The sequence below is a fragment of the Enterobacter cloacae complex sp. IR53030 genome, from assembly GCF_049238365.1.
GTDB classification, from domain to species: Bacteria; Pseudomonadota; Gammaproteobacteria; order Enterobacterales; family Enterobacteriaceae; genus Enterobacter; species Enterobacter kobei.
This window is the reverse complement of record NZ_JBMKHA010000038.1, coordinates 1-24577: the sequence shown is the minus strand read 5'-3', so window position 1 is coordinate 24577 and position 24577 is coordinate 1. Positions and strand designations below refer to the sequence as shown.

Below are 24577 nucleotides of genomic sequence, written 5' to 3'. Positions count from 1 at the left end.
GTCTGCGTTGTCGGGAAGATGCGTGATCTGATCCTTCAACTCAGCAAAAGTTCGATTTATTCAACAAAGCCCCTTCAAAGGAGAAAATGATGTATCTGCATCTTGTGCCCCGTATTCTTCACCATATGAAAAACAAGTGTACTCTCGTGTCAGTTTCTGTACCTGAATTGTCACTTGAGCTTAAAGCTGATTCGCTGGTGGCAATGAAACCTTATCCCAACAAGTCCTACCACGTTGTCATGTTGAAGGGGCGACGTGCATTAAATGGCTTTCTGGTAAAAAGCCCACGGACTTTAACTGAGTTCACAATGATAACAATCTGGGAAATTGAAGGCTTTGGAAAAATTAGTCATACCGTAAAAACGCTCGTTCAGGACAAAGACTATGACTTGGTCTCCCATGATGTCCTTTTGGCACATGCATACCATCAGAGGGAGGAAGAATTGGGGTACCGTGTACATCCATCCTATGACAGTCTAGCTCCCGTCGATTTTGAACCAACAATGCAGTCAAGGTACATAAAGGAATCCGATCTTTCCCACGACGTATGGGAAACCTATTCATGGGGGGAATTGCTGCGTTCGCGTGAAGAGACATTTCTGGCGATGACCATGTCATCTGCTCGTTTAAGCCATCCAGCATTCATCAGAGGAAACCGACTTCCTCAAACTGACCAGGCCATCATTATCAGTTCGTAACGACCTTTTATTCTTTTTGATGCCAGGCGAGTCTCCTTTTGCCTGGCCACTTTGATTTATTGCCTGGGAGTAACCTATGGATGAGCAAGATATTCTCCGCGTTATAAACGGCCGTGAGATTGATGCTTCTGACCTCCTGGAAGAAGCTATGCCGAACGCAGCCCGACGCTTTTATCGTTTAACTAACAGCATGAACAAATTGCTTTAGGAGGTCAGGGAGCACTTTCCTGACGCGATGTATTACTCTGCCAGCGGAACGGTAAGCCTGCTGTTGGGGAGCAGCCACGACAACAATGACCATCCGGTTAGAGAAATGGTCGCTGTAAGGTCACCAGATCTAAACATTGAAGGCGGTGATTGGTAGGTCAAGCAGGGGATCTATGTGCACTTCATGTCCTAACTTCATCCAGTGCTGAATTCAGTGCACAGACAGTAGGGGACTTCTCCTTTAATCAGAATGGCAAAGGGTTACGTGAGGATCAGATTCTATTTTTTTGCCTCGAAAACGGATAAACCCAGGTTTTGGCGCTTTAACCGAAAAATCAGCAGAACGGTAAATGATAGGCTGTCATGGATAACCATTTTGAGGCAAAAATGAACGTTTCAACTGACAGCAGCAACATATCGATAGCAGAACTCAAAGAAGAATTTATACCCGGTCTTCTGCTTAATGCTGGGGCAATAAGCCATTACGGCGACTCGGGTTTATCTTCGAAGGCTATGGATAAGTATTCAAATCTTCTGGAGAAAGACGCAGTTACCGCTTTATCAGGAGCCTTGAACCGTATCGTAAGTGCCTTAGCGGAGGCAGATCCACGTTCTATCAGTAGCAATCCATCCTGGTTTTCCCGCTTTACGGGCAAACACCTTGAAAAGCGCGTTCGTTACCAACACGCACGTGAGAAGGTGGAAAATCTTATTAATGAGGGGAACGGATATCTGACACATGTGAATGAGACGCTACTGGCTTTAGAAGAGCTGCTTGAAACATATGTGTCAGAAATCAAACGCCTTAAAATTTTTATCCAGGCAGGCCATGAGTTCCTTAGGGATTCTACCGAAGAAAAAAATAGTGACGATCTAAGCCTTGTCTTCGATAAACCGAGGGAAAGATTTGCCAGACGTTTAGCTAACCTGGCAACACTGCTTGCGTCTCATGAAATGGCCGCCATGCAGATGGAAATCACTCGCGGGACTTGTATAGATATTGCTGACCGCTTTAACGAAACTATAAAAGTCCTGGTTCCAGTATGGCGGCAACACACACTTTCGCTGTTATCAGTAAATAACACTGACCCTACGATTGTTAGAAAAGCTAATCAGGCCCACGAGGCTCTTCTAAAAAGCCTGCGACAAAATTTAGAGGGATTCCAAAAATGATTAATAATTTGACCACCAAAACTGAGGTTGTTGCTTTTACTTTGACTTCCGCTGAACTGGAAAAGTTCGGGCTGAATGAGCAAGATGAACAAGAGATTAAAGCCGTCGCGGAATGCATTAATGCCGATGATCCAGGAACAGTTTATCGTTTTGGCCGGGCAATGGGGGAAAACACTGCTAATTATGCGGATAGCCTGCTTGAGCAAATTCGCAATAAAGATTTAGACGAAGCCGGGAGCAAATTAACTGAAATTATCAACCTTGCAAGAAATGTAAACATCTCGAACTTAACTGAAAGTCGTTCAAATCTGCCAGTTATTGGCCCTTTGTTGGATAAAATCCGCACCCGTGGGAAGAATTTCGCCGCACAGTTTGAATCAACTCGTGAACAAATCGATGCTCTGGTTTCAGAGGTTTCAGTTACACAGAATAGCCTCGGTTCTAATAATATTTCGCTCCAGCAAATGTTTGATGAAGTCGTTAAAGAACACCACTTAACAGGTGTACATATTGCTGCCGGTAAATTAAGGCTGGGAGAATTACAATTAAAAGCAGAAAATCTCAGAGCTAATGTTGGTAACAATCCTGCTAAGTTCCAGGAAGTATCTGATCTGGATACGCTAATTGCTAATTTAGAAAAACGTATTGGCGATTTAGTTGTTTCTCAGCAGTCTGCTATGCAAGTATTGCCAATGGTACGGATTATACAGGCAAATAACCAAAGTCTTATCGACAAGTTTCATAGCGTCAAAGAGGTTACTGTCCCTAATTTCAAGCGTCAGTTTCTGTTAGCCATTTCTCTAAATGGACAGCGTAACGCTGTAAATCTTGCCAATGATATCGATAATGCCAACAATGAGTTACTCCGTAGTAATGCAAAATTACTGCATCGCAATGCAGTAGAAACTATGAAAGCAAACCAACGGCTGGTTATTGATATAAGCACCCTTAAAGAGGTGCAGGATACGCTTATCCAGACGGTTGGCGATGTTGTTAAAATCCAGAGAGAAGGGGCTATTAAGCTCAGGGAAACAGAAAAACAGGTTCTTGCCATGCGTGAGAATTTGCGCACCCGACTGACACAAAAAGGGGTAGATCATGGTGCGTAACCTTAAGAGTAGTGACGATTTTTCCCGTGAACTGTCATTTCTTTTTCACCGGTCTATAAAGATTAGAAATTCAGGTTTCGCGATATTTGGTGCGGGCCTGCTGATAATGATTTTTGGTCTTTGCTTGTGGTTGCTGTCATTACACCTCTCACCTTCAGTTCTGGACTTTGATATTGATGTGCCCTTGTCATTCTTCAATTCATCTGAAGGTGAAGATAAGTTAGTGGTTTCGGATTTTGGCGATGCATTTGGAGGCTTCCTAACTACATATTCTAAGTTGCTATTAGGGATTATGGGGCTATTAGTAGTTTCTTCAACTGCCTTTAAAATTTTAAAGGGGGAGGAAATAGGTGAGATATTCCCGATGCTTCTAATTGCTGGCGCTTTTCTTATCGGCTTGTCAGTTTTTACATCTGCTTTAGGTTCGGAAGAGACTGATGCCACTTCAGCTTCGACTGTAAAGGTTATCAAGAAATATGTAAAACATGAAAAATACGATAAACTTGTCGCATATTTAAATGATAGTAATTGGCCCTCAGGCGAAGAGGTATCTGTAAACTATTTAAAGGCGCAACTACATATAAAACTCGGCAAGCCAGATGTGAAGTTAACACAGAATGTTGTTAGGGCGTATATGTCTGGTGTATTACAGTCAAATATTCCCGTGAAAGTTCGTTATGCATTGGAAAAGACAGCTTTAGATAAATCCGTCTCACCACTTGCGATTCGTTATGAGCAAAAACGTATGTCTAAATCACATACCTTTTCAAAAGCGTCGGTTAATTGTCTTAAAGTAGGTAGTCCCGTCGCATTCGTTGGCGTTTTGTTCGCTCTTCTTGGTATAAAAATCAGGCGGCGAGTCAGATTCTTAGAATCAAATTGAATGAAAGCCCGGTACGCTGGGCTTTTTTATTCAGTAACTTTTATCAAATATGTAGTAATTTACCGGAATCTGCTTCTCCAGCTTGTTAGCTGAAAAGCTTACTCAAGTATAATAATCTACTTCTGATTATGTTTTTTATGGTTTTATTTTTACACAACTTATTAAGGATACATGATGTGTAACTTTACTCCTGTTCAAATTATTGCTGATTATATACTGAGGTTTCTTAAAAATAATACTGATGCCAAGCTTTATGAGGCAATGCAGCGTCTTGAAAAGAAAATTGGTCAGTTTGTCGCTGATGGGGTTGATGAACATCAATTACGCTCTTCATTAAGCAAAGTCTGTCGATCTCGTTCCAGGGCGGCTCTTAAAGAGGAGTGTGAACAACTCATTCCATAAAAAGAACATCATACGGGAAAGTTACTTTAACGGTGAATGGCTCGCTTCTGGCGGTTTAAGTTGACGGCCATTCCTACCATAGCCATCATAAAGTATGATTAGCATTCGAGTGTGGCACTACTAATTTTAATGGGCTACGCATTCAGTCTCCACCTCTCTAACTATAAAGGTTCTTTTCATGTCCAATAGCTTCGATAAGCCGCAAACGCTCCCGGTACATAATTCTGATGCCGAACCCTTTTTTCCGAAAAACCTTGGTCCATTTATCGAGCAGGTATCCGGAAGGGATCTGGCAATGCTCACAGAATCAGAGAAGGAAAAACTTGCGCACCTGATCAGAACTGGGCGTAAATATGGAGTTTCTGTCGCTATCGTTCCTGATACAGATTCTGCTGAGCTTCATGAATTACTGTCTAATGCCGATTCCATTGAAAGGCAGTTTTCCATCTATGAACGCATCCAGACGAAGATTGCGTTCACGCGGTGTCAGGAAGCATAAACAAAGTGAGAAATACAACTACGTGGTATGACGTAGAACATATTGAAATCACCACAGGCGAGCGAGGCGGCAGGATATGGGTGCTGAAGCTCTCCTGTGGCCATACAGTATTTCGCCGAATACCTCCTATACGTCTTCATAACCTCACAGCTTTTTCTCTGCGGGAGCCCCCAGAAAAATGTCGGTGCTCTCTTTGCAATTCAAGTCCATAATAAAGCCTTTTTAAAGGCCACAAACTGCATATCACTGGATAAATCATCCTCTACAGCGTTCATTCTTAAACGCAAAATTTATATTTCATTCATTCTATTTTAAAAGCGTTATAAAAGACGGAATCCTATTTAGTCTGTTTGATGCTTAAATCATCTTCAGTGCCTTTTATCTTTTACCCAGCGACTTTAACATTAACCTGAGCAGAAAACTTGTTTTCAAACTAAGTTCGAAAACTTTCTGCTCAGGTTATTAGCCGGGTAAGCCACTTTGTTATATTTGTTTCATGTTAACAGAGGAGGCGATATGCAAATTGAAAAGGTGATGTCATTACTTGAAGTGCTTTCAAGCTGGCTTGAAGATAACATCAATATGGATTCTGAAATTATCTTTGATAATGACGAAGATAATACCAACTCAGAAATTCTGTATCCTGCTGTAGAAAAGGCTAATGCCGTTTTGCGCAAAATGGCATCTTTATCTTCAGATTCTGTTCATGCAATTCGACAGCGCTTGCAGCTTGCCGTAGAAGGCAAAGCTGAATTGTCCCTCAAGGATGTGGGAGAGCTTCTGCTGGCAACAAAGTATCTGATGTTGTCCACTGAAGAGGGAGAGTAAGCCTGTGACCACTCTCGTATTTGAAATGGCAGATATCAATAAACTGATCGAAGAAATTCGCACCGCAAAAACGTTTTCGGTCACCCCAGATCAGATCTATGACCCGGCATGCTATCCGGGGGGAGCCCTCCTTAACGCTGAGGGACAGACTGAAGAAGAGGCGCGTAAAGCTGGTAGGGTTTTCTTTCCCTCATCCTCAAAAATTGCCAGCACACATCTGGTGCCAAAAGTGCTTCTCGCGCACAGTCATGGTGTATACCTGATCACTAATGCTGAGCTTGAGGGCTCTCCCGCATCCCGCGATACTGTGGCTTACGCCCAGGGGATGAATCCAAAACTGGATGAGGACTGGGATTACGCTTGTGATGCCGCTTTGGATGGGTCTGATTGTAGCTATACCATTCCCGTTGAGTGGCTGGAGTTAGCGGTAGAGCAGGGTTTTCAGGAGTTTCGACTTCGAATGAGTGAAACCAATATCAAACTTGTCAGCAAATAGTATGTCCTTGCTGTATCCAGTCAAACATTGTCCGCCAGTCGAGCTGCTGGCGGATTGTTTTATATAAGGCCGGGAAGGTATGTCAGGTTTAAGCAGTTCCGCCCAGAAGCTTACAAGGGCGCAGATTTACGTGTTAAGACGGATGGCATCCGGCACGATCTATGATATCTCTGGCAATTTCAGACGGGCCAGAGAACGGCGTACGTTTATGGGGAATCCTGATGATGTGACGTGCAGGAGCTCTCCGGTCCTGTTCCGGCTGGGCCTCGTGGAGTTATGCCAGCCAGTAAGGCATCTGGAGCCAGGTTTATACTATCGGCTCAAGTTGAGCTCCTCAGGGCATGAAGCTCTTAAGGCGAACGCACACCTCTAACATTTGAGATAGTTCGTTCGCAGCCAGGAAAGTAACTTTCATCTCAAGTGTGACCCTTACTACCTCATTTATGAGTAAAACCCCCCTCTGATATGTCGAAAATGCTCATTTATACGAAAATAGTTTCTCTTCAGGTGTGATGTAATTACTGAGAATTCTCCCTGAATGGAAGGCAACCGATGAAAATGTTTTTTACCCCTTATGTTCGTATCGTTTTCTATTTTTGCGCATTGATTTTTATTGTTTACAGTTTCAGTGATTTTTTCCAGGGCGTCCCTGACAGCACCTTCTTCAGTGCGGTCATCACGCTACTTGTTATCGGAACCATTGTTGCCCGGCATCTGGATCGCAAAAAATCTCTCAAATATACTTCACAGATTTAAGTTTCCACTCAGGCCACTCTCGGGTGGCTTTTATAATTTAATAAGGACCGGTTCATGCATAACCACGAAATTCAGACCATTGCTATATTTAGTGCCCAGTATAAAAACATCGAAGATGCTGAAAATGCAGGTGCTTTATATTCAGTAGATATTGAATATCCGATGACACTAAATGATTTATCGCGGCTTTGCGACTCTATTGCCGAAGCAGTAGGTGTGCCTGGCGGCGTCAAATACCAGTTCGTGTCCCAGCCGGAAGCGCATGAAACCAGCTTCTGATAACCAGTAACCAAACTGCCTAAAAGCAGGTGCAAAGCCATGAAACAAACAAAGTCTTCTATGTCACGTATTGTGCAGCTGTACGACGGGAGCCGATACGGAAACTGCGAGCAGGCTGATAACGAAGGAGAGCTTTTTACGGTGGTGTTGAATAAGCCTTCGCAGATCGATGACATCCGTAAAATCGTAGACACAACCGCCGAAGTACTTGGCAAAGCTTTGCCAGTACTCCTCTTTTAAAGCTTACATCCGTGAAGGATAATTACGGTCTTACTACTTTCAGTTTTTCATTCCAGTGCCGTCCATTTTAATTTATCGATTTTAAGCGGTCGGCGCTATTTCATTGTTTCTTTTCCGACTGTAATTCCTTATATATAGGAATATTTCAAAGAATTTATCTCAGGTTATTTGTGGCGTGGTGCCAGTTGTTATAATGATTCCACATAATCTGGAGAGTCAATCATGATCACATCTCTAATGAATTTCCGCGATTTAACCGGAGAGGCAGTCATCCAGGCGCGGCAATGCGTTATTAATGCTGAGATCGAAGCGGCCCGGGAAAAGGTAATTCATGCTCGTTCGTTATTCAAAGCGGGTATACATAATGTTGTAAACGGTAGTTCTGGCATTAAGGCTGCGGCAGCACATTTTCTGGTGATAAAACGTTTACAGACTGACACTCGGTATCTGGACGCGGTTATCACTGATAACCTTTGCATGTTTTCTCCTGAGGGTTATCTGTATCTGTTTATGCAACAACGTTATTTCCTATAAAACAATGGGTTAGGTAAGTATCTTTCCATTAAAAACATTAAAAAGGTGACTTGATGAAACCATTTGGACTTGCCGGAAAACCCCGGCCCGAACCTTGCGGCTGCTGCTGGTATACCCGTGAGGACTGCCCTTACGTCAGCGCAAAACAGATCTATCGCCGCAGGCAGCGCAAGGCAGAACGCCAGCGTCAGCGCAGCACCATTGTGATGGCCGTTTCTGAATTTCGCTGACCTCTTCTGGAAATATCATTTTTTCTCCAGAAGAATTTTAAAATAAAGGGAAATCTTTTCACGGGTATCTGATGTTTATTGTTTATGGTAAATTGCGCCACATTAATTGTTTGTGGCGCAGTTCGTGATGGCTTAAGGATATAATATGAAAATCAGCCAGCTGGAATCCGGGATGCAGGTTTGGTCTGTAACCCGTACCAAAATGGGAAATACCACCATTTCAACGGTCATTGTCCACCCCGTTGTCATTATTGAAATTCATGATAACCATGTGATTGCTCGCTGGAACGGCAATGCACCACGTCGGTTTGGAGAAACGGCTATCAGGGGCTGGAAGAAGGAGAAGCCACTGCTTGTCCGTGAGCCTTTCGGAAATGTTCGTCTGGCCACCCGGGCTGAAAAAACCGCTATGCAGGAAAAAGAGTAATACCCCCTTTTAGCACCCACAATTTCACCGTCCATCTGCCTTTAACCTTGCCTGTTATTAACGGAATCCTTTCTGACTGGGCGGATCCCACGCATAACCTGAACTGTTGGCTAACCGTCTTACAGCCAAATTCCCTCCTTTATCTGGCAGGAGTGCGTCCGTGAGCTCTGTATGATCTACGTGTTTGTTAAGTAGAGCACATAACAGGAGTGGGGTATGACTGAATTAAATAAAAGCCCGTCCGGTTTTTCCGGAGCTGATGTCAGTAAAGAACAGGCTGCCATAAGGGCACTTGTAGAAAGAGTAGTGACCAACTATCGCAGCCGGACAGCACCTGATCGGGTTCAAAAGGCTTCGGTAGCGTTTAATGGGGGATTAATCCTGACCCTGATGCTGGCCTTGACGCTATTGGGCTACCTTGTGGCGGAATTGCTCAGGGGGTATGTTGCGGATAGTTCACCCTATGTGCCCGGTCTAAGTTATTCGCAATTTTCGATGCTTATGGTCGTTGAGCTGTGTCTATGCTTTCTTGCATGGTTTTTGGTTGTCACAGGGGACTATCCCCGGCCGTGGATATTTCAGGTAGTCCCGATGGAGCAGTACTGGTTCTTTGACGAAGTGGATGACGACGATCTTGCCCGGCTTTCCTGTAACCCTTACATCAAGCGCTGGCTACTTGATGAAATGTCCGGTATTCATCGACTGACCTACACGAGGCTGCATGATCGACTGGAGCGCATCTGTAATATTGCATCCCATCTCGAATACAGCCGTATTCAGGCACATAAGATTTCCCTAATCAACGGAAGCAGTGCCTCCTGATCCTACCATTGCATCCGGAAATTAAACGGGCAGGAACTGCACTGTATGTTCCGACCCAGCAGCTGCCCGTTACCCTTTTCTTTAGTATAAAATGACTTTCGCCGACAACCGGAAGTGAATCATGTCAAATAAATGAAAAATCAGTAATTTATGTAGGCGGGGTGTTTGGCTGATCAGGGCAGGGTGGTATAATAACGCTGGTGCTGGAGGCTTTTGCCCCAGCCAGCGGTAACACTGTTTGACTGTGGTAAAAGCAGAAAGCCCCGAGTAATTTTTCAATTAACCCGAGGCCCCTGTATGCTAGTCACATTCAGAGTAGCCTCTTGCCTGCTTAAATGCAAGGAGAAGAAGGCCATGAAAATGCCGAACCAACCCATTGTTTTGTGCATATTAATAGTTTGTTTAACGCTGTTGATATTCACCTGGCTCACACGAAACTCGCTTTGCGAGTTGCGGATGAAAGACGGAACAAGGGAGGTATCTGCTATCCTGGCCTACGAATCCGGTAAGTAGCTGACAAAGAGGGGGGCAACCCCCTCTTTTCGGGGTGTGGATTAGTATGCCATCGGCACCTTTTGAAAGGGTTTCTCCAGTCGGGGAAACCCTTTTTTCCTCCCGTCTTGTGGCATATAGCCTTTTGTATAAATCAAGAACCAGACCCAAAGAGTCCCACTTCACGCAAACCGTTCAAAAGCCTTAGCGTAATCCAGTCGGGAAAAATTTCACCGGTGCTCGTCCGGGCACGTACCGGAAACAATGGACTTCTCACTGGTCGGTAGCTCATAGAACGTAGCCATTGCGGTCAGTCCTTATTCTGTACCCAGTAGAGTTTTATGGCCGTCTGGCAAATCGTTCAAACATTGTCATTTCTGTTCTCGCTGCATCCGGTCAAATGATACGGTGAATTCAGCTCATGGGCATTCGCATCGCAGTCTACGAAGGCACCAGAAGTTTGAGGATGTTACGCAAAGAACAGTTATCAGGTTTGCTGGTGGGCGTAATGCCTACCTCTACTTTACTTCATAGGGATTCTTCTGCGGGGAAGCAAGAATTGACTCAACGTTGTCCGGTCGTACCAGATTTGTCGCGGAAAGCGCCTTTTTGTGAGGGGGGCCGCAGCGCTAAACCTTTTCCTGGAACGACATGAAGGACAGCAGAGCGTCCGCCCTGGAGGACAGCTCAATACAGTCTCCACGCTGCGGTTCTATCTCTTCGTCAATGGTTTCATTGTACCAAATACGCAGCCGCCATCCCTTCGCAGGGAAAGCGCTCTGCATCGCCAGGACCATCCCCTCCGGCGACAGCAGTTCTCGACAGAGGTAGCAGGCCCCGATCCGGGTTGAATCCCGCAGCCACATTACGGGATACTCTTTAACCAGTTGGTCATACACGCATTCTGCCATATGAAAGTAATTTTCGTCAGCCCTGCAAAAATCACACATTCGATTTCCTTAAATGGTGTTCATCGAGATAATTCAGAAAGTTGATTCGCCAAACTACGGGGCATTTCTTTAATGGCGGAGCTTTACATCACTATTTCTGTCATTTTCAAATCCGCCGGATACAGCAATAATTGCACCGAACAGCGGTTTGAACTGCAATGCATCCGTAGGGTATGCGACAATAATAAGGCTCTTCCCGTACTCTTAAAAATGGAAGAGTTTAAAACCCATACTGCTGGGATGAGCGAAGCACGGTACATTATGCCAGCGTATAAGGGCCGTCATAACTTGTTTTTTTCTAGAACACGGCGAAGTTTTCTTACCTGGGAAGCTGTGGAAAGCGTACCGGTTCGGGGATGGCATGCGCTTGCCTTTTCACCTGGTTTGAGTACATAGGCTAATGCCAGCTCGTTCAGAGCCGCCTCAGCTTTCAACAGGGCCTCAATGGCCGTGTTCAGGTATACAGTTCGGCTCTCATGGTTCATCAGGATTTTCCTCACAAGGGTAAAAATGACAGGCGATACCTGCCGTTTACCCTTTGTCTCCGTTAAGAATGGCATCACGGCAGGCTTCCCAGATTACCTGGGCATTAGCATCACACTCCACGAACCCGCCGCACTGATCGTATATCACCTGGTATACCTCAGGGGGAATCTTCCCAGGCGCAACCGGAGTTGAGCGTTTGCCTTTATGAATCTCATCTGCGGTATCACAGACAGCGTCGAGATGCCGCGACATCCACTCAGATAATTTCAGACCCTCTCGATTTGCCTGTTTTACATAGCGAACCTTTCTGGAAACCGTAGATCGCATCTGAATCTGTGTCACAGCTGGCACATCTTCTTTCATGGCATTCTGTAATGCAGCTTTGGGCTTTTTCATGTTCATGGTTGCTTTAAATTATTCTGGAGTTCGTCTGATATAAATGCTGACGTGATCTGTCAGCGTCGCTTAAATAGTTTATCGCCTTCCGCCAGTTCGCCGTTGAGCTGTTCAATCACGCTCCAGATGAGCCGATCATCCGGCGTTGAGCCTGCACACTCTTTCACGACCGCCACGGGTCTAAATTCTTCAGGGTCTGCCTGCCCGGAGGTGAAGAGCCTGCTCTCAATCCAGTGGGCCCCCTCTGTGCAGCAGTGGCAACTGGTTTCAGGTGGTTCATCCAGACCGTCCACTCCACAGGCTGAGCAGGTGAACAGTTTGCGAGACCCACCAGCCAGTGGCGTATCGCAAGCTGCTGGAAGTGCGCCAGCATTGCGCCAGTACAGCACATGATTTGAATCGTAGCAGTGTCCATGAAGCAGAAGCGAAACGCCGCAACTGCGAGTTTCAATGGCTTTGCCTGTGCCAAGGTATTGCCCGATCTCGTCCCATACGTCCACTAAGGTGTCAGGCAGCGGACGCGTAACAGGGAACTTAGCGCAGTCGTCCGGGGTGCCTTTAATGCAGCAGAGGGCCGAATACGCAAGCTCCTGCATTTCGTAGGAGTACTGACCACATACCACGCGTTCCAGTTTGTCGATTAGTTGTTCTTTATTCATCATACTCAGCCTTATTAAACAAATTCATTACGCCACTGGCACCATCTGGCCGGAGCAGACTGCGGCCCGGTAGTAGAGCCGCAGGGGGTGTCGCTGGACTAACAGGTGCTCAGTGAGTCCCGCACTTCCTCATGACTGGTCATTTTCAGAAGAAGCTTTCCAGGGCAGCGTGGTTCCGCCTGTGAACGGGTGACGTCTTCGTTGATTGCCTGGATATGAGCAGATTCAACGGTCCGACGCTGTACGACATGGTTGCTCAGGTTGAATTCGCACTGGAGCCTTCTGGCATCAGAATCCGCGTTCATTGCAATACGTTCATCAAAGCGGCGGTTCATTCGCAGAGCCTCTTCGTGAGCTGCATCAACAAGGGTGCGTCTGGTGACATAGTCGTTACCAGCAAAAAACGATAGCTGAGCGTGTTCCGAAGAGTAGTCGGAGCTTCCCTTACAACGGGCAATCGCGGCTTCAGAGTGCAGGATTAATGAACTCAACCGTGAACAGACGTCATTGATGGTGCCGGTTTTCAGACAGTCGTGGATAAGTGTCCAGGCGGAAATGCTCAGCGGGCGGCTGGTGATCACATAGGGATTGTAATGATCAACCGTTACGATAGTACGCAGTGAATGAAGCGATTCGGACTGCGTACGTAAGTCACGGCGAACAGTACATGCCACCGAGGCAACATCTTTACATTCTTTGTCGGACATCGAGTCCAGTACGCGGATCTCCACCTCTGCCGCCTTTGAGGCGATATGCGCACTAATCTCACCCTTAAGACGTTTGTAGTCAGCCTTGAAGCTTCCCACGCTGTCAATATCGATCCAGTAACCACAGCTGTAACCAGCATTACCAAACTCGTCATCTTTCTCATAGTTCGGACAGCCGTCATTGCTCCAGCCAGCTTTTTCCAGCAGCTCGTCAATAGCGACCAGCTCAGCCATTGGTGCATGTTCGATAATGAAATAATGGACACGGCCCCAGGCATATGCGCGTGAACGGCCATCAACAGAAGTATCAGAAGTCGTCTGACGGGAAAGTTTCATGAGGTACTCCAGTTCTGCCCGGTACCGCCGGGGCGGTGGTGCGAAAGCCGCACCATGAATGACACTATGATCCTCCTAACTTCTATTGTCAATACAATTGAAGTGGCGTTGTATTTATTCATTATTTGGACCCGGCTCGTACGGAACGACCGTCGGGACTTGCCAATTATTCTGCGGTGAGCAGGGGGAAGGGAACATCCCACCGCTTGTTTCAAGATGTACAGCCAAGGAGGGCGCAGAATGCCTGACAGAATCATCGTGCAGCGGTAGCGAAAGACCTGACAAACGGGAAAAGTATCCTTTTATTCCAAAGCCAACCTCAGCTTTTAATGTCGCCAGTACGTTTCTTAAACATGCCAAATCGGTCTCTTATACGGCCGGATGGGCCCGATGAAAACGATAAAATGAGAAACAGAACCCGACACATCGCTGCTCTCTGGGAAAGCCGGTCAGCAGATGGAGCGCCAGGAACTAAATCCGCTGGTTTTAATAATGATTGAGGAGAACAAGATGAAAGATAACAAGACACGTCCTGTAGACTCGTATGCTCATGCTGATTTCATGGAGTCCGTCTTCAGCAACCTCAGGGCTTTCTGTGATGCGGAATGCCAGCGGCTAACTGCCGGTTATCCCCCAACTGTCAAACCAGAACAGCAAAGCACTGACGGCCAGCTGTCGGCGGCATAAATCATTACCTGCCAGTTCGTTCAAATTTCCGCTTCCTTAAGCCCGGGCCAAAAGCCCGGCTCAATCCAAAAACTGAACGTACCGGTTTACCTCTATATCTCCTCAATCCCCTGCGACTTACAAGAGACCCGCACCGGTTTAGCCATTCCTGTCCTGCCACTCTCTCATCACTGGCCCAGACAACCGGAAAAGTAACTTTTCTCTCCGACTCACCTTCTGAACCAGCTATTTTGCTTAAACGTAAAAACGGCCCACTGTTGTGAAGATTTAAAACGGACGGATCGAGTAGTATTGTCTCAGGAATTTTTTTTAAGAAAAGTTACTTTTTCTTCTGTGCAACCTATTAGAAAAAATGTCGAACCTGGTATTGTTGTGTTGTAGCGCAGTTAAACAACCAACCAAAAGAGAGAACAAAAATGTCCGCAATCGAAACTGAAGTAAAAAACAACAGCAACGAAATCAGCCTTCGTGGTTACCTGGAACGCACTGGTAACGGTGCCCGTAAAGGTAACGGCCTTATCATTGACCCTTCGGTTGTTGTAGAGCAGGAAGGCTTTAACACCCGCACGGCCGGTATGGGCGAGCTCTACTATTCAATGCCTCACGTTGTGGAACACCTGAACAGCCTGGCCGATGCCTACATGGAAGACCCGTTCAGCGTGACGCCTATCGTTGTTCAGATGGTTAATGGCGTACCTGTACTGCGTCAGGGGGCTTGCCGTATCCGTTCCATCGCTATTGCAAACCGCCAGCTGGAAGCAGAAGGGCGTGAACGCATTACTCGTATTCGCTGCGAAGAGTTTCGCGGTAGCGCTTCAAAAGCAGAACTCTTCACCCTGACCGGCAACTCCAACCTGGCGCTGTCTGTCGTAGCTGAAGCGCTTTCAATTAAGCGTCTTGTTGAAGATAAAGAAGAGCCTAAGACCTTTGCGGAACTGGCAAAAAAACGTGGTAAATCAGAGCAGCATCTTCGCCAGATGGTTCGCGTACTGGACCTGCCTTCTGAACTACAGACCATGCTTGTGAGCGATCAGGTGAGCATGTACGTTGCGCTGGACGAGTATATGTACAGCGGTGAGGATGCGGTAGATAACATCAACAAGGCGATCTCCATCTATGGTAAAGCGACGAAAAACACGCTGAAATTCGTCAAAGCTGCCAAGGTAGAAGAGCGCATGGCAGATCCGCAGACTCCGGAAAACTCCGGTGATGAGCAACCGGCAGGTAATGCTACCGTTAACACCCCGGTACCGGATCAACTGAATGATGAAAGCAATACAGAGACGCTGGTTACGCCACCGGTACAGGAACCAGCTCCGGCTCCAAAGGACAGCGCTCCTAAACAGAACCCGGCAGGTAAAGCACCATCCATGTCCAGCGTTCTGAACAAAAAGACCGTGACCGTCATTGCCGACACCGCGATCCCGATTTTTGAACGTATTGCTGAAGAAGCCAAGCTTAAAGAAGGTGAATCTGTCAGCACTGATACTTACACGCTTGTTCTGACCAATGATGAAATGAACGATATCATCAATGCTCATGCTGACCTGAAAGAGTACCTGCGTAAGCATGCTGAGAAGATGAATAAGGGACAGGCATGATTTTCTGACCGACCCCTCCATCCGGACGGGTCGGTAACTTTTTCAGGACAAGGGGAAACAGGGCAATGAAGAAGGCTTTTATCAACGTAGACAAGACTAACCCACTGCCAGTCCTGACGGATTCGGTGACCCGGGTAAGTATTCAGTGCACGGCAAAAGATGAAAACGGGGCAGGGATCGAAGTGAACATCCTCGACCTGATTCAGGATCATGATACGGATGAAGTGAAAGTGCAGTTTGGGAGCTCGCCTGTTCAGGCTCTGGCGATGCTCCGCCGGGTTATGACAGCACTGGAAAAGCAGGCAAATGCAGAACTGCAACAGAATTCCTGCTCGCGTATGCAGTAAACGGTAAAAGCAGAATGTTCCCTACTGGATAAACCCGGTGGACCTCACGGAGAGCAAGTCACCGAATGGTTCACTGTTAAGTGATATACATCCGGATTTATAAGGTTTTGCAGCATCCGAATAGGCAATAAATAGAATTATTTTGATTTATCTCAGCAAGGAAATGGAAAGCTACCAGATTTTAGGATAGCGAAATGCCTGTATCGCTACTCTGCTGAATTAGAAATGATTTTAAACGCAATGCATAATGATAGAATAGCAATGCCTTTAATTATTTGTCACGTCTGAATTATATGTAGACTTACGGAGAGGATATGGTAATTACTTATTCATTATCGGAAACGTTTAATATGTTTTTACGCGAGATTATTGCATCTGGACTTGCAGTTTTTTGCGCATGGTGCGTTTTGTGTCTTTTCTCTGATCAGGAACGAGGTAAAGAGGTTCCTGTTTCTATGAAAAAAATAACTTCAAAGTCAGCTTTCTCCTACTTTATCAGTTCTCAAATTGCCGCTTTTATTATCTCCTTGTTGGGTTCAATCTTAAGCACGAAATGGGACAACATCGTCTGGAATGATGAAATAAGACAGTTTTATCTGCATGTAGGATTTGGGCTGGTAGCTTGTGTATTCTGTCTGCTTGTAATCTTGCATGAGAAATTTATCAAAAGAAATTTAAATGTTTATTCTGGTTATTGTGGTTCACTGGCAGTTAGTCTCACAGGAATCTTTGTACTTTGTGCGTTATATCTGACATTTTCATTACCATTTCATTATGAAGAACGTCTACTTAATGATGCATCCTTGGTGGCTTCGGATGGCGTTGAAAATTCAGTCGTTTTTGCAGACGGTCGTTACTGGGTTTTTGAACTGGGCTTACCATATTTCAAACAGTCATTGCTCAAAGAGGTAAGAAGGGGCAGGTACCAGCTAATCTGCACTACAGAAAAAAAACCAACATGCTGGTCTGGCAAAAAACTTCCCGAAAAACCAACCTCTTTGAAAGCTAGTTCATAAAGATTTAAACTGCTCGCTTAAATCCACACTGGTCCAATTTTGAAAATTTATTGTGTTTTTAAAAGAAATTACAGTGTGGGTTATTAGCCAGTAGGTCGGAGTTTTATATAATACCCAAAAACACAGGAGGTATTATGAAAACCAATCTGGCCTATGCATCTAATTGCTCCGATTCTGTCTACTCCTATATTTATCAGGCACTGCAACAACGCTCTGGTGCCGAGAATGAAAGCCTTTATCAGCAGGCCATTTCCAGCTGCTGCACAGATAAACAAAAAAAGAAACTGGCCGGGTATTATGCCGGTCCATGGCAGCTGCTATTCAACGCGTGGTGTAACAATCGCGTCCCTAACACAGCGGTGCTGGCCCTTTTACTCCAGCAGTGCTTATCTCATTTCCAGTGCGAAGAAGTGATCGCAGCCTGGCAGTAACCCTATCAAGCCCCTTCGTATAGCGGAGGGGCAGGAGATATCTCATGTACAGAAACGACAGAAACGTGGATTCCTTCAACCTGGTTAATGCTCTTCAGCCGGTCTTTCGTAACACCGGCTGTGGGATGTTTGAATATGATCGTAAAAAGCAGAATGAAACCGCTGATTCAATCTTACGAGCGTTGGCGTTAAATGCCGATTTCGCGAGGGCCTTAAAACAGTACGTCCGGATTAATTCTGTACGACGGGTTGTTCAGTTCGATGACGGCTCGGTTCGCTATGGTATTCATGCCGAATTTGAAGGGCATAATAAAATTAATTCCTTCCGTATTTTTAAAGATGAAGATACAGACGCATTTGACTCCTATTTTTATTCGGTTTGCGATAATAAAGCTGAGCTGGTGGATTTTAAAATGGACTCTCTCGATATTCAATTGCAGGCAGTTTTTGAAAAGGTGACAGGTATTTTTCTGTCACATTAAATATTCAAATTTTCAATCCTCGGGCTGATAGACAAAAAACGCACTTTAGAATATAGATGAGATGAATATGAAAAACGTAAATATTTTGGATACCGATATTGCGGCCATTAATGCTCTTTCTGGCGTAGAACTGACTGACTTTCTCACTGCCGGGTATCAGGTAAACTGGTTAGGAGAAAGGGAGGTTTCGCTGGTGGGCTTTCCGTGTTTAGCAAGCAACAAGCAGCCGGTAGAAGTTGGTCCCGGCATTTTCATTAATCGCGTGTACAGCAGAGACAGCCAGTCTCTGAGCGGGAAATTGCGCTATGACCTGTCTAATGGTCTGGCAACGAGTGCATTTTCATTTTTCTCCCAGTCAGGCTGGTATGGGGGATTCCGTGTCGTATCTTTCCGTGACAACGGGCCAGCTGCGTTAATCAACATTGGTATTGTCCATGAGAATGTTTTGAATGCATTTTGTGCTGACTTCCCCCGGGCCAATGTGAGCGTAACCCGTTTTCATTGTGGCATGACGCTTGAGCAGATCCGAATGTTCATTTCAGACACTGCTTACGATATGCCGCTTTATAACAACGAGTCTGACTTTCGCAGGCTCGCCAGTTAGCATGGAGGCTGACTTCAGTGCTTACGCCTAAAAGCCGGTGAGCGAGGTGGCGGAACCGGTTGGCTTCGCCCAGTCTTACTTACTTCTCTCAAGGTACTGCGCTGCAAGCGTACGTAAAAAAAGTAAGTAGCTAAATGGCGTGAGCGATTAGTTCTATACGGGAAGAAGTCATAGTATTCTGAAATGATAGTTATCTCATACGAACGATAGTAATGGAGTTTCTTAATGGGCGTTGATATCTGCTGGCGATTTCAAAGGGAAGAAAAGCCTGGTAAATGGATTAATTTATCAAGCAATTATAAAGGGGACCGATCATATCTCCACTTTGCCTGGCTCGGATTTGATGTAGATCGTGAAAGGGCGAGCACATCAGCAGTTTTTATCCACGCATTACGCGGATTACCTGATGATATACCGTCCGAAGATGATGATTTATTCGGTGAACATTCATACTCATGGCTGACTTCGGAAGAAATTTTGTCAGCCATACCACCCGATAACGCCGGAGAGGTGATCCAGGAATTTGTCGAAGAAGTAAAGCGTCTCCACGTGGAGAACGGCAGCGTCCGTTTCGTCTTTGGATTTGAAGGGTAACCCGTAAGAAAGTAGCTATCTTACCCGGCTAGGTCTCCAATCTCTCAGATGCTCAAAGAGGGCCGGGCATGGTGCCCACACATCCCCTACCATTCCGATTTGATATTCGTCTAATACACCCTTTAAAGAAAACAAGCAGACGGCAATGAGACGTCGGATTAGCGTCAGCAAATATGAGACGTCAGTAGTCGATGTTTGTCCTGCGGAACGTGAATCTGTTTACAAGGGGTAAAGCCGTACCATCCATGAGGGCTCAGAGAGCCGGGGTCTCCTCCAGATCACTGGAAGTTATTGACTCTGGCAGGCCTATCCCTATGACTTTTTCCCGGATGGCAAATTAAGAGCGAACAGGGCCAAATTAGTACTCTTTTCTAAACGGAAATACTGAATCACCCTGATATAACTGGTCTCTCACAAGACAGGAGATCATCAATGGAACGTGTAATATTTTCAGTAATCTTTTTTATGATGCTGGGCGTACCTTTTTACCTTCTTTATAAAATTGCCCGGGACATTTTTGGTACCGCCGGTGCTGGTGAGCCTGCACAATTGCCTCAGGGCAAGCAAAGACGCTCAGGAGGCGCTGGTTCGGGTTCGATCTGGCAAGGACACCATCTACAGGGGAGCAGCCATTTGAACCCCCTCGGAGGTGATTGTAATGGTGAAAATAGCATAGCTGGTGGTTGTGATGGTGGCGGTGGAGGAGGTGACGGAGGTGGTGGTGGTGACTGATAGCCTGCAACTTTAACTATCAGGATGAAACCTATGTCCAGCAACCGGAAAAAGAATTCATTTCAACCGAAAAGCCCTGCCTTAAAGTGAAGCGTATTAAACGTGAAGGATGCTGAATTAGAGGGTATCGGTTTTATACTGAAGCGTAACTGGAAGAAGGATCTGAAATTAACTATTACGGAAAAGTAACTTTCTGACTCACCACGTACGCCCCTCGGTTATGCCATACAGTTTGATACGAAAACAGATCAGTAAGTAGATTGCTATACGCCGGAGAGAAGTCTATTTTTCATGCACCGAACCTGTTTGGCCTGCAATGGAAGCAGGTATAATAATCACATACAAAGGAGGGCATTATGAATACATTTTTATACGTGCTTTTGGCCTGGATTGTTGTGCTTTTTATCGCCAACAAACTGCTCGCAAGACGTAAGCCCAATACGGTTAAAATCCTGGTACAGCGCAACGGGAAAGCCGCAGAGGTTGATGCTGTAGTGGTTCAGGGTTCAAAGAGAGCTAACAACAGTTCTGTTGCGGACAGCGACGCGGTAGATAGTTATTTTGAAATGAATCCTTACTCCCGCGAAAACCAGGCGAATGGTTGGGCTATGCTGGCCAGAGACGATGACCAGCTTAAATAATCAGTTGAGTGTGATGTGTAAAGCAGCTTAAAACTCTAAATGGACGAACAGGGGAGGTGACAAAGATGACAACCAATACAACAACGACCACCTACCGCTCAGAAGAAATCGTGCCGTTCAGACGGCCCAAAGGGGATCTGGATAGTCGGTATATGCCTCAGGTGTATGCAATGGTGCGGAACTGGGCAAGTAACCCTGCTCAATATGGTGAGGGTGTACTGGCCTCCTACCGCCAACCGGCAGTAAACCTTGCCTACCAGGTAAAAGGAACTCGTGTTGTTTTAATTCTGGTACCAGTAGAGTGCGAGCCACCTGGAGTGATAATGACGGAAACAGTCCTGTGGCCGTCACTATCACTTGTAGAAGTCTTGCAGACCTTGCAGGAGGCCTGGCAAAATATTCCGGCGTTAAACCCCTGACGACTTCTGTCAATATCACCGGCTAGTGATTTACCTCTCTGCTGGTGGTCAGCCCGCCTAAGTTCAAATTATCTCTTTCTAAATTAGCCCGGATAAAAATCGGTCCCTCTAAAATAGCCTGCCCTGAGTAGGCTACGTCATACAAAGCGTTGGCCAGTCACCAGCTGGCTGGTGGCCATAATGCTCCACAGGATAAACCGTATCAGAACTACGCAAAGAAAAAGCCCCAACAATTTACCGATGGGGCCTTTTGCAGACATTTTACAGCCTTACCAATGATAGAGCGCTAAGGCTTCTGCTTAGTGAACAGACTTGCCCACAGATAATGGATAAAGTTGAGCAGAATGTATGTTACTCGTTGCTCGAATTTCATCGGGGCTTTGTACTTTGTCGTTATGTTATGAATATGAGTAAGGTCCGTATAGAGCCCTGGCGACTTCCTTGTTGACTTCAACACCGAACAGATGTGCTGAACAGACTCCGGTGTGAACAACCGTAGCCCTCGTCGTTGTTTGACTTTATGGATAAAATCGTCCATCCCCATACATAACCATTCCGGCTTGATGCCATCAAACTTACAACGTCCGTTTATGATGACGACATTGATACATTCCAGTTCTCTAGCCTTAAGAGCAGACTGAATAGCCCTGATGTGCCCCTGGTTTTGCTTAAACGGGTTCTGCAACTTGAGGGTTCGGGACTGAGTCCATTTCCGCCAGTGGCTTTCCTCCAGAGTACCGTAGAGCTTGCCTACGTAGTTTTTCTGCTCTATGACGTATATACCATGTGGGGCTACGAGAATGTGATCAACCTGCGTAGTGCTATGAGCCGACAACTGAAAGGTGAGATCACTAAGTAGCCCCTGAGCTTCTTCAGGAAGCCCAGATTCAATTGCCTTTGCAGTCCGCCGTTCCGCTATGGCAGAGGTCATAAATCCCAACAGACACAGCAACACGACGAAAATAAGGATAATGAAAGCTACCCCCGTAATGCTCCACAGCAGATTGAAAGCATCCATGTTACCTCACAGAGGGGTAGCTGGTGGCATTAACAGATTCTACTAAGCGGGTAGTGGTACCGGTAAGGCTCTCAATATTTGAAGACAGGCTCATCAGCATGCCGAGTGCAGAACGGAGATTACGATGAGGCTCATTGTAGTTTTTGAACGTGTCAGTGGAGTACATTTTTGAAAGACGTGTACGGATCTCTACTGACGTAAGATCTCCATCCACCAGGCCGTACTTAACTGCCTGAGGTGTTGGCCATACACGGCCTGAATAGAGAGAAACAGCATCGGCATCATGACGCGAGAGAAGCTTTTTACCCCGTCCAAGTTCAACATCAGTTATAAATTTTTCATGCATCGTGTTCAGGATCTCCTTCTGCATGAACTCCCTCGTTGAATCGGACAATGGGTGGAAGGGGTCAAGAGCATCTTTGAACTCACCGGCCGTAAGGGGCTCATTCTTGACGCCTACTGTGCTCATGATCTCTGACAGATTCCAGTGGTCCATACGCACACCGATAGAACCGATCAGGGCATTACTGTCGGCATAAATTGCATCAGCGGGCGATACCGCGTAATAGCATGCGGATGCGCATATGCCTTTCACACTAACGATGATTGGTTTATATGAGTCTGCGATATCAGAGAAAAAACGACCGGTACCGCTGGAGAGTACTTCGAGGGAGTTTTGCTTCGACCGTGCTTCATCGCCACGTTCTGTGCTCCCGGTTTTGTTACTCTTGTCAGCGGCTACAGATGAAAGAGAGCCACCGGCATCTGATACGCGTTCAATCTGTGGCTGGTGGTTTTTAAGCGCGTTTATCTGGCGGTAAATAATGATGGCGTCAGAGGGACCACCACCACCTGACTCTGCCTCGATAATAACTGCTTTGGCATGGGGATTATTGTAAGCTTTGGCAAGAGCTGTTGCGATCACTGTTCCATCGCCCGTTTCCGAGCCGGTACCCATCTCGCCAGAAATCCGTATTACAGCTATATGGTCTTTCTTCCCTTCAGCGTCCTGCCATTGTTCGTAAAGATTGTAGAAAGAAAACCCTACAGCGGTCATGGCAATTAGCGACATAGCAACTTTTGCCGTGGTATGAATGCGAAACATCTTATAAAAACGGTCAGCGTTATCATTGAGCGATTCTTTGATATTTGTAGGGGACTTCCTTTTTTTACTGCTTAACATCTGACCACCTTTACATGAGTTTTTGAAAGTTAGACCACAAGCGATTCAATGCAATTCCCAGTATCAATAAAGCGACTGGTGGGAAAAGTTGAGCGATATTGTTAAATAGTGACATATTTGGCATGACCAGGTAGACCATCGTTAAAGCACTGATCACCCAAAATGCTCGAAACCAAATACGATAAAACTGAACTGTAACCTTACCAAATACGTACCTCTTCAATTTCCACTGGTACATTCCATCTGCTAGCATGGCAAATAGATAGGGCAGAAAAACGATTAGCCACCCCAGGATTAAGTTCCACCGGAAAATGGACTGATAAAGTAAGAGGGGTATGTTTTTGGCCATAGTGTAATTAATAGAGGTAAATTTTTCAGCAACAATGTTAATACCTCTGGCTGGTTTTTTGGTGTCAGGGATCAGAATAGTATTCAGATAGTCAATTAACTTATAGTCATGTACCAACCAATTTAAAGTCGCTTCACTATTTGCAATGACAGACTTCCAACGGTCATTTGATATGATGGACCGGCTTGCATTAACCTCCTGAGTAATCTGATATTTGAGCTCCTCAGTATTCTGGAAAGCCAAGCTGTAACCAAAATAAATGACCATGCCAAAAAAAAGCATTGTTCTGAGCACTGCTGCCCTGCTTGTATTATCCGCAGCCATTGCTTTCCCTCCATTCACGAAAAAGAGCTAGCCTCTGATCGTGATTGCAATAGTTGTTACGCCACATCGTCGGGATACCCAGGAGCCAGTGGTACTGTTTAGGTATGATTTGGTCGATGAGGCTTAACTCCGCCAGTTCTTTATGCTCTGCGCTTTTCCACTCGATCTGTCCCACATCAGGAACAAATACAGCGGTCCTTGCTTTTGCGGCCTGGCGGGAAAATTCTATAAAGTTGATGCCCCACGGCGTCCAGTATCTGTACTGCTCGTTTAGGCCGATGTTAAACACCGGCAGAGAAAGAGTTGAGTCGGCAAAAGCCGAAATCACATTTTTGCAGACTCTTGGACTATCTATTTTTTCCTGTTCGGTTTTGAGATGAGTCAGCAGTGCACGGTCAATAATGCTGTTAAAGGTGTTTGTATAAAGGCCATTAGGGTCAGGAAGCTGATCTATGGCAGTAATGATTTTTGTGTAGAGACATTAAAGTTGTATCCTTTAACCTGAAAAAGACTTTAAAGTTGTAAAGTTTTAAAAAAACA

The 24577-nt window shown here is 45.7% G+C and carries 36 protein-coding genes and 1 pseudogene; 28 read left to right on the top strand and 9 right to left on the bottom strand.

Going from position 1 to position 24577, the window contains the following annotated elements:
• Positions 1–86: 86 nt before the first annotated feature.
• The 17 genes and pseudogenes from ACOTXR_RS24060 to ACOTXR_RS23980 all read left to right on the top strand — a co-directional run bounded on the left by ACOTXR_RS24060 (position 87) and on the right by ACOTXR_RS23980 (position 10096).
• On the top strand, positions 87–698 hold the full coding sequence (locus tag ACOTXR_RS24060; RefSeq protein WP_001371923.1) for a DUF6012 family protein: 612 nt from the start codon (positions 87–89) through the stop codon (positions 696–698).
• Between the two features lie 570 nt (positions 699–1268).
• Positions 1269–2078 carry a toxic anion resistance protein gene (locus ACOTXR_RS24055; protein WP_094935606.1) on the top strand — a complete coding sequence of 270 codons (810 nt, stop codon included), beginning with the start codon at positions 1269–1271 and terminating at the stop codon, positions 2076–2078.
• Complete coding sequence (locus ACOTXR_RS24050; protein ID WP_000609386.1) at positions 2075–3187, top strand: toxic anion resistance protein; 1113 nt, start codon at positions 2075–2077, stop codon at positions 3185–3187. The genes ACOTXR_RS24055 and ACOTXR_RS24050 overlap by 4 nt, the downstream gene beginning before the upstream one ends.
• Complete coding sequence (locus ACOTXR_RS24045) at positions 3177–4070, top strand: hypothetical protein (RefSeq protein ID WP_000252081.1); 894 nt, start codon at positions 3177–3179, stop codon at positions 4068–4070. Before ACOTXR_RS24050 ends, ACOTXR_RS24045 begins: the two co-directional genes overlap by 11 nt.
• 174 nt (positions 4071–4244) lie before the next feature.
• Positions 4245–4472, top strand: coding sequence for a hypothetical protein (locus ACOTXR_RS24040; protein WP_000336109.1), 228 nt, complete (start codon positions 4245–4247; stop codon positions 4470–4472).
• Between the two features lie 178 nt (positions 4473–4650).
• Positions 4651–4971, top strand: coding sequence for a hypothetical protein (locus ACOTXR_RS24035; RefSeq protein WP_000071366.1), 321 nt, complete (start codon positions 4651–4653; stop codon positions 4969–4971).
• 516 nt (positions 4972–5487) lie between these two features.
• Positions 5488–5799, top strand: coding sequence for a DUF957 domain-containing protein (locus ACOTXR_RS24030; RefSeq protein ID WP_001165367.1), 312 nt, complete (start codon positions 5488–5490; stop codon positions 5797–5799).
• Positions 5800–5803: 4 nt separating this feature from the next.
• Positions 5804–6295 (top strand): DUF3085 domain-containing protein, encoded by a 492-nt coding sequence (locus ACOTXR_RS24025; protein ID WP_259408559.1) that lies wholly within the window; start codon positions 5804–5806, stop codon positions 6293–6295.
• A 552-nt stretch (positions 6296–6847) separates the two neighbouring features.
• Entirely contained in the window at positions 6848–7051 is a 204-nt protein-coding gene (locus ACOTXR_RS24020; protein WP_000781547.1) for a hypothetical protein, read from the top strand.
• A 54-nt stretch (positions 7052–7105) separates the two neighbouring features.
• Positions 7106–7330, top strand: coding sequence for a hypothetical protein (locus tag ACOTXR_RS24015; protein WP_000551490.1), 225 nt, complete (start codon positions 7106–7108; stop codon positions 7328–7330).
• A gap of 39 nt (positions 7331–7369) precedes the next feature.
• Positions 7370–7570, top strand: a complete 201-nt coding sequence (locus ACOTXR_RS24010) for a hypothetical protein (RefSeq protein ID WP_000814953.1) — start codon at positions 7370–7372, stop codon at positions 7568–7570.
• 222 nt (positions 7571–7792) lie between these two features.
• A complete protein-coding gene (locus ACOTXR_RS24005) occupies positions 7793–8104 on the top strand; it encodes a hypothetical protein (protein ID WP_000633161.1) in 312 nt (103 codons plus the stop codon).
• A gap of 53 nt (positions 8105–8157) precedes the next feature.
• Positions 8158–8334, top strand: a complete 177-nt coding sequence (locus ACOTXR_RS24000; RefSeq protein WP_000802040.1) for a hypothetical protein — start codon at positions 8158–8160, stop codon at positions 8332–8334.
• A gap of 145 nt (positions 8335–8479) precedes the next feature.
• Positions 8480–8761, top strand: coding sequence for a hypothetical protein (locus tag ACOTXR_RS23995; protein WP_000703842.1), 282 nt, complete (start codon positions 8480–8482; stop codon positions 8759–8761).
• Between the two features lie 216 nt (positions 8762–8977).
• Positions 8978–9583, top strand: coding sequence for a hypothetical protein (locus ACOTXR_RS23990; RefSeq protein WP_000137794.1), 606 nt, complete (start codon positions 8978–8980; stop codon positions 9581–9583).
• A gap of 335 nt (positions 9584–9918) precedes the next feature.
• Positions 9919–10029, top strand: a pseudogene (locus tag ACOTXR_RS23985) (DUF5431 family protein); the annotation flags it as partial.
• A complete protein-coding gene (locus ACOTXR_RS23980; protein ID WP_223152483.1) occupies positions 9977–10096 on the top strand; it encodes a type I toxin-antitoxin system Hok family toxin in 120 nt (39 codons plus the stop codon). The pseudogene ACOTXR_RS23985 and the gene ACOTXR_RS23980, both read left to right, overlap by 53 nt.
• A 608-nt stretch (positions 10097–10704) precedes the next feature.
• On the opposite strand, the gene ACOTXR_RS23975 is transcribed toward ACOTXR_RS23980, so the two are convergent.
• The 5 genes from ACOTXR_RS23975 to ACOTXR_RS23955 form a co-directional block, all read right to left on the bottom strand.
• Positions 10705–11025, bottom strand: coding sequence for a hypothetical protein (locus tag ACOTXR_RS23975; RefSeq protein WP_000332796.1), 321 nt, complete (start codon positions 11023–11025; stop codon positions 10705–10707).
• Between the two features lie 281 nt (positions 11026–11306).
• On the bottom strand, positions 11307–11510 hold the full coding sequence (locus tag ACOTXR_RS23970) for a hypothetical protein (protein WP_001015183.1): 204 nt from the start codon (positions 11508–11510) through the stop codon (positions 11307–11309).
• A gap of 46 nt (positions 11511–11556) precedes the next feature.
• Entirely contained in the window at positions 11557–11907 is a 351-nt protein-coding gene (locus ACOTXR_RS23965; RefSeq protein ID WP_000743059.1) for a hypothetical protein, read from the bottom strand.
• A 59-nt stretch (positions 11908–11966) separates the two neighbouring features.
• Positions 11967–12566 carry a hypothetical protein gene (locus ACOTXR_RS23960; RefSeq protein ID WP_001031420.1) on the bottom strand — a complete coding sequence of 200 codons (600 nt, stop codon included), beginning with the start codon at positions 12564–12566 and terminating at the stop codon, positions 11967–11969.
• Between the two features lie 98 nt (positions 12567–12664).
• Positions 12665–13609 (bottom strand): DUF5417 domain-containing protein, encoded by a 945-nt coding sequence (locus ACOTXR_RS23955; protein ID WP_000778029.1) that lies wholly within the window; start codon positions 13607–13609, stop codon positions 12665–12667.
• A gap of 510 nt (positions 13610–14119) precedes the next feature.
• Between ACOTXR_RS23955 and ACOTXR_RS23950 the strand changes: the two genes are divergently transcribed.
• From ACOTXR_RS23950 to ACOTXR_RS23900, 11 genes are all read left to right on the top strand, one after another.
• Positions 14120–14296 carry a hypothetical protein gene (locus ACOTXR_RS23950; RefSeq protein WP_001371930.1) on the top strand — a complete coding sequence of 59 codons (177 nt, stop codon included), beginning with the start codon at positions 14120–14122 and terminating at the stop codon, positions 14294–14296.
• Positions 14297–14712: 416 nt separating this feature from the next.
• Positions 14713–15897, top strand: a complete 1185-nt coding sequence (locus tag ACOTXR_RS23945) for a hypothetical protein (RefSeq protein ID WP_001272971.1) — start codon at positions 14713–14715, stop codon at positions 15895–15897.
• A 65-nt stretch (positions 15898–15962) separates the two neighbouring features.
• Entirely contained in the window at positions 15963–16244 is a 282-nt protein-coding gene (locus ACOTXR_RS23940; RefSeq protein ID WP_000708863.1) for a hypothetical protein, read from the top strand.
• A 314-nt stretch (positions 16245–16558) separates the two neighbouring features.
• Complete coding sequence (locus tag ACOTXR_RS23935) at positions 16559–17260, top strand: hypothetical protein (RefSeq protein ID WP_000237191.1); 702 nt, start codon at positions 16559–16561, stop codon at positions 17258–17260.
• A gap of 134 nt (positions 17261–17394) precedes the next feature.
• Positions 17395–17691 carry a hypothetical protein gene (locus ACOTXR_RS23930; RefSeq protein WP_000856246.1) on the top strand — a complete coding sequence of 99 codons (297 nt, stop codon included), beginning with the start codon at positions 17395–17397 and terminating at the stop codon, positions 17689–17691.
• Positions 17692–17735: 44 nt separating this feature from the next.
• Positions 17736–18173: a hypothetical protein gene (locus ACOTXR_RS23925; RefSeq protein ID WP_000286108.1), complete on the top strand. Its 438-nt coding sequence runs from the start codon at positions 17736–17738 to the stop codon at positions 18171–18173.
• A gap of 67 nt (positions 18174–18240) precedes the next feature.
• On the top strand, positions 18241–18777 hold the full coding sequence (locus ACOTXR_RS23920) for a hypothetical protein (protein ID WP_000800251.1): 537 nt from the start codon (positions 18241–18243) through the stop codon (positions 18775–18777).
• Between the two features lie 225 nt (positions 18778–19002).
• On the top strand, positions 19003–19371 hold the full coding sequence (locus ACOTXR_RS23915) for a hypothetical protein (protein ID WP_000537761.1): 369 nt from the start codon (positions 19003–19005) through the stop codon (positions 19369–19371).
• Positions 19372–19803: 432 nt separating this feature from the next.
• Positions 19804–20103, top strand: a complete 300-nt coding sequence (locus ACOTXR_RS23910) for a hypothetical protein (RefSeq protein WP_000442693.1) — start codon at positions 19804–19806, stop codon at positions 20101–20103.
• A 356-nt stretch (positions 20104–20459) separates the two neighbouring features.
• Entirely contained in the window at positions 20460–20744 is a 285-nt protein-coding gene (locus tag ACOTXR_RS23905) for a hypothetical protein (protein ID WP_001091367.1), read from the top strand.
• Positions 20745–20809: 65 nt separating this feature from the next.
• Positions 20810–21163: a hypothetical protein gene (locus tag ACOTXR_RS23900; protein ID WP_000210769.1), complete on the top strand. Its 354-nt coding sequence runs from the start codon at positions 20810–20812 to the stop codon at positions 21161–21163.
• A 286-nt stretch (positions 21164–21449) separates the two neighbouring features.
• Here ACOTXR_RS23900 and ACOTXR_RS23895 read toward each other — a convergent pair whose 3' ends face one another.
• The 4 genes from ACOTXR_RS23895 to ACOTXR_RS23880 are packed head-to-tail and all read right to left on the bottom strand — an operon-like array spanning position 21450 to position 24365.
• Entirely contained in the window at positions 21450–22181 is a 732-nt protein-coding gene (locus ACOTXR_RS23895) for a nuclease-related domain-containing protein (RefSeq protein ID WP_000338612.1), read from the bottom strand.
• A gap of 1 nt (position 22182) precedes the next feature.
• On the bottom strand, positions 22183–23364 hold the full coding sequence (locus ACOTXR_RS23890; RefSeq protein WP_000952985.1) for a S49 family peptidase: 1182 nt from the start codon (positions 23362–23364) through the stop codon (positions 22183–22185).
• 10 nt (positions 23365–23374) lie between these two features.
• Entirely contained in the window at positions 23375–24037 is a 663-nt protein-coding gene (locus ACOTXR_RS23885; RefSeq protein ID WP_000718549.1) for a DUF4400 domain-containing protein, read from the bottom strand.
• Complete coding sequence (locus ACOTXR_RS23880) at positions 24024–24365, bottom strand: hypothetical protein (protein WP_223533971.1); 342 nt, start codon at positions 24363–24365, stop codon at positions 24024–24026. The genes ACOTXR_RS23885 and ACOTXR_RS23880 overlap by 14 nt, the downstream gene beginning before the upstream one ends.
• Between the last annotated feature and the right edge of the window lie 212 nt (positions 24366–24577).

Coding starts and splice junctions, on each gene's coding strand:
- ACOTXR_RS24060 (WP_001371923.1), top strand. CDS start 87: ATGATGTATCTGCATCTTGTGCCCCGTATTCTTCACCATATGAAAAAC.
- ACOTXR_RS24055 (WP_094935606.1), top strand. CDS start 1,269: ATGGATAACCATTTTGAGGCAAAAATGAACGTTTCAACTGACAGCAGC.
- ACOTXR_RS24050 (WP_000609386.1), top strand. CDS start 2,075: ATGATTAATAATTTGACCACCAAAACTGAGGTTGTTGCTTTTACTTTG.
- ACOTXR_RS24045 (WP_000252081.1), top strand. CDS start 3,177: ATGGTGCGTAACCTTAAGAGTAGTGACGATTTTTCCCGTGAACTGTCA.
- ACOTXR_RS24040 (WP_000336109.1), top strand. CDS start 4,245: ATGTGTAACTTTACTCCTGTTCAAATTATTGCTGATTATATACTGAGG.
- ACOTXR_RS24035 (WP_000071366.1), top strand. CDS start 4,651: ATGTCCAATAGCTTCGATAAGCCGCAAACGCTCCCGGTACATAATTCT.
- ACOTXR_RS24030 (WP_001165367.1), top strand. CDS start 5,488: ATGCAAATTGAAAAGGTGATGTCATTACTTGAAGTGCTTTCAAGCTGG.
- ACOTXR_RS24020 (WP_000781547.1), top strand. CDS start 6,848: ATGAAAATGTTTTTTACCCCTTATGTTCGTATCGTTTTCTATTTTTGC.
- ACOTXR_RS24015 (WP_000551490.1), top strand. CDS start 7,106: ATGCATAACCACGAAATTCAGACCATTGCTATATTTAGTGCCCAGTAT.
- ACOTXR_RS24010 (WP_000814953.1), top strand. CDS start 7,370: ATGAAACAAACAAAGTCTTCTATGTCACGTATTGTGCAGCTGTACGAC.
- ACOTXR_RS24005 (WP_000633161.1), top strand. CDS start 7,793: ATGATCACATCTCTAATGAATTTCCGCGATTTAACCGGAGAGGCAGTC.
- ACOTXR_RS24000 (WP_000802040.1), top strand. CDS start 8,158: ATGAAACCATTTGGACTTGCCGGAAAACCCCGGCCCGAACCTTGCGGC.
- ACOTXR_RS23995 (WP_000703842.1), top strand. CDS start 8,480: ATGAAAATCAGCCAGCTGGAATCCGGGATGCAGGTTTGGTCTGTAACC.
- ACOTXR_RS23990 (WP_000137794.1), top strand. CDS start 8,978: ATGACTGAATTAAATAAAAGCCCGTCCGGTTTTTCCGGAGCTGATGTC.
- ACOTXR_RS23975 (WP_000332796.1), bottom strand. CDS start 11,025: ATGTGTGATTTTTGCAGGGCTGACGAAAATTACTTTCATATGGCAGAA.
- ACOTXR_RS23970 (WP_001015183.1), bottom strand. CDS start 11,510: ATGAACCATGAGAGCCGAACTGTATACCTGAACACGGCCATTGAGGCC.
- ACOTXR_RS23965 (WP_000743059.1), bottom strand. CDS start 11,907: ATGAAAAAGCCCAAAGCTGCATTACAGAATGCCATGAAAGAAGATGTG.
- ACOTXR_RS23960 (WP_001031420.1), bottom strand. CDS start 12,566: ATGAATAAAGAACAACTAATCGACAAACTGGAACGCGTGGTATGTGGT.
- ACOTXR_RS23955 (WP_000778029.1), bottom strand. CDS start 13,609: ATGAAACTTTCCCGTCAGACGACTTCTGATACTTCTGTTGATGGCCGT.
- ACOTXR_RS23950 (WP_001371930.1), top strand. CDS start 14,120: ATGAAAGATAACAAGACACGTCCTGTAGACTCGTATGCTCATGCTGAT.
- ACOTXR_RS23945 (WP_001272971.1), top strand. CDS start 14,713: ATGTCCGCAATCGAAACTGAAGTAAAAAACAACAGCAACGAAATCAGC.
- ACOTXR_RS23940 (WP_000708863.1), top strand. CDS start 15,963: ATGAAGAAGGCTTTTATCAACGTAGACAAGACTAACCCACTGCCAGTC.
- ACOTXR_RS23935 (WP_000237191.1), top strand. CDS start 16,559: ATGGTAATTACTTATTCATTATCGGAAACGTTTAATATGTTTTTACGC.
- ACOTXR_RS23930 (WP_000856246.1), top strand. CDS start 17,395: ATGAAAACCAATCTGGCCTATGCATCTAATTGCTCCGATTCTGTCTAC.
- ACOTXR_RS23925 (WP_000286108.1), top strand. CDS start 17,736: ATGTACAGAAACGACAGAAACGTGGATTCCTTCAACCTGGTTAATGCT.
- ACOTXR_RS23920 (WP_000800251.1), top strand. CDS start 18,241: ATGAAAAACGTAAATATTTTGGATACCGATATTGCGGCCATTAATGCT.
- ACOTXR_RS23915 (WP_000537761.1), top strand. CDS start 19,003: ATGGGCGTTGATATCTGCTGGCGATTTCAAAGGGAAGAAAAGCCTGGT.
- ACOTXR_RS23910 (WP_000442693.1), top strand. CDS start 19,804: ATGGAACGTGTAATATTTTCAGTAATCTTTTTTATGATGCTGGGCGTA.
- ACOTXR_RS23905 (WP_001091367.1), top strand. CDS start 20,460: ATGAATACATTTTTATACGTGCTTTTGGCCTGGATTGTTGTGCTTTTT.
- ACOTXR_RS23900 (WP_000210769.1), top strand. CDS start 20,810: ATGACAACCAATACAACAACGACCACCTACCGCTCAGAAGAAATCGTG.
- ACOTXR_RS23895 (WP_000338612.1), bottom strand. CDS start 22,181: ATGGATGCTTTCAATCTGCTGTGGAGCATTACGGGGGTAGCTTTCATT.
- ACOTXR_RS23890 (WP_000952985.1), bottom strand. CDS start 23,364: ATGTTAAGCAGTAAAAAAAGGAAGTCCCCTACAAATATCAAAGAATCG.
- ACOTXR_RS23885 (WP_000718549.1), bottom strand. CDS start 24,037: ATGGCTGCGGATAATACAAGCAGGGCAGCAGTGCTCAGAACAATGCTT.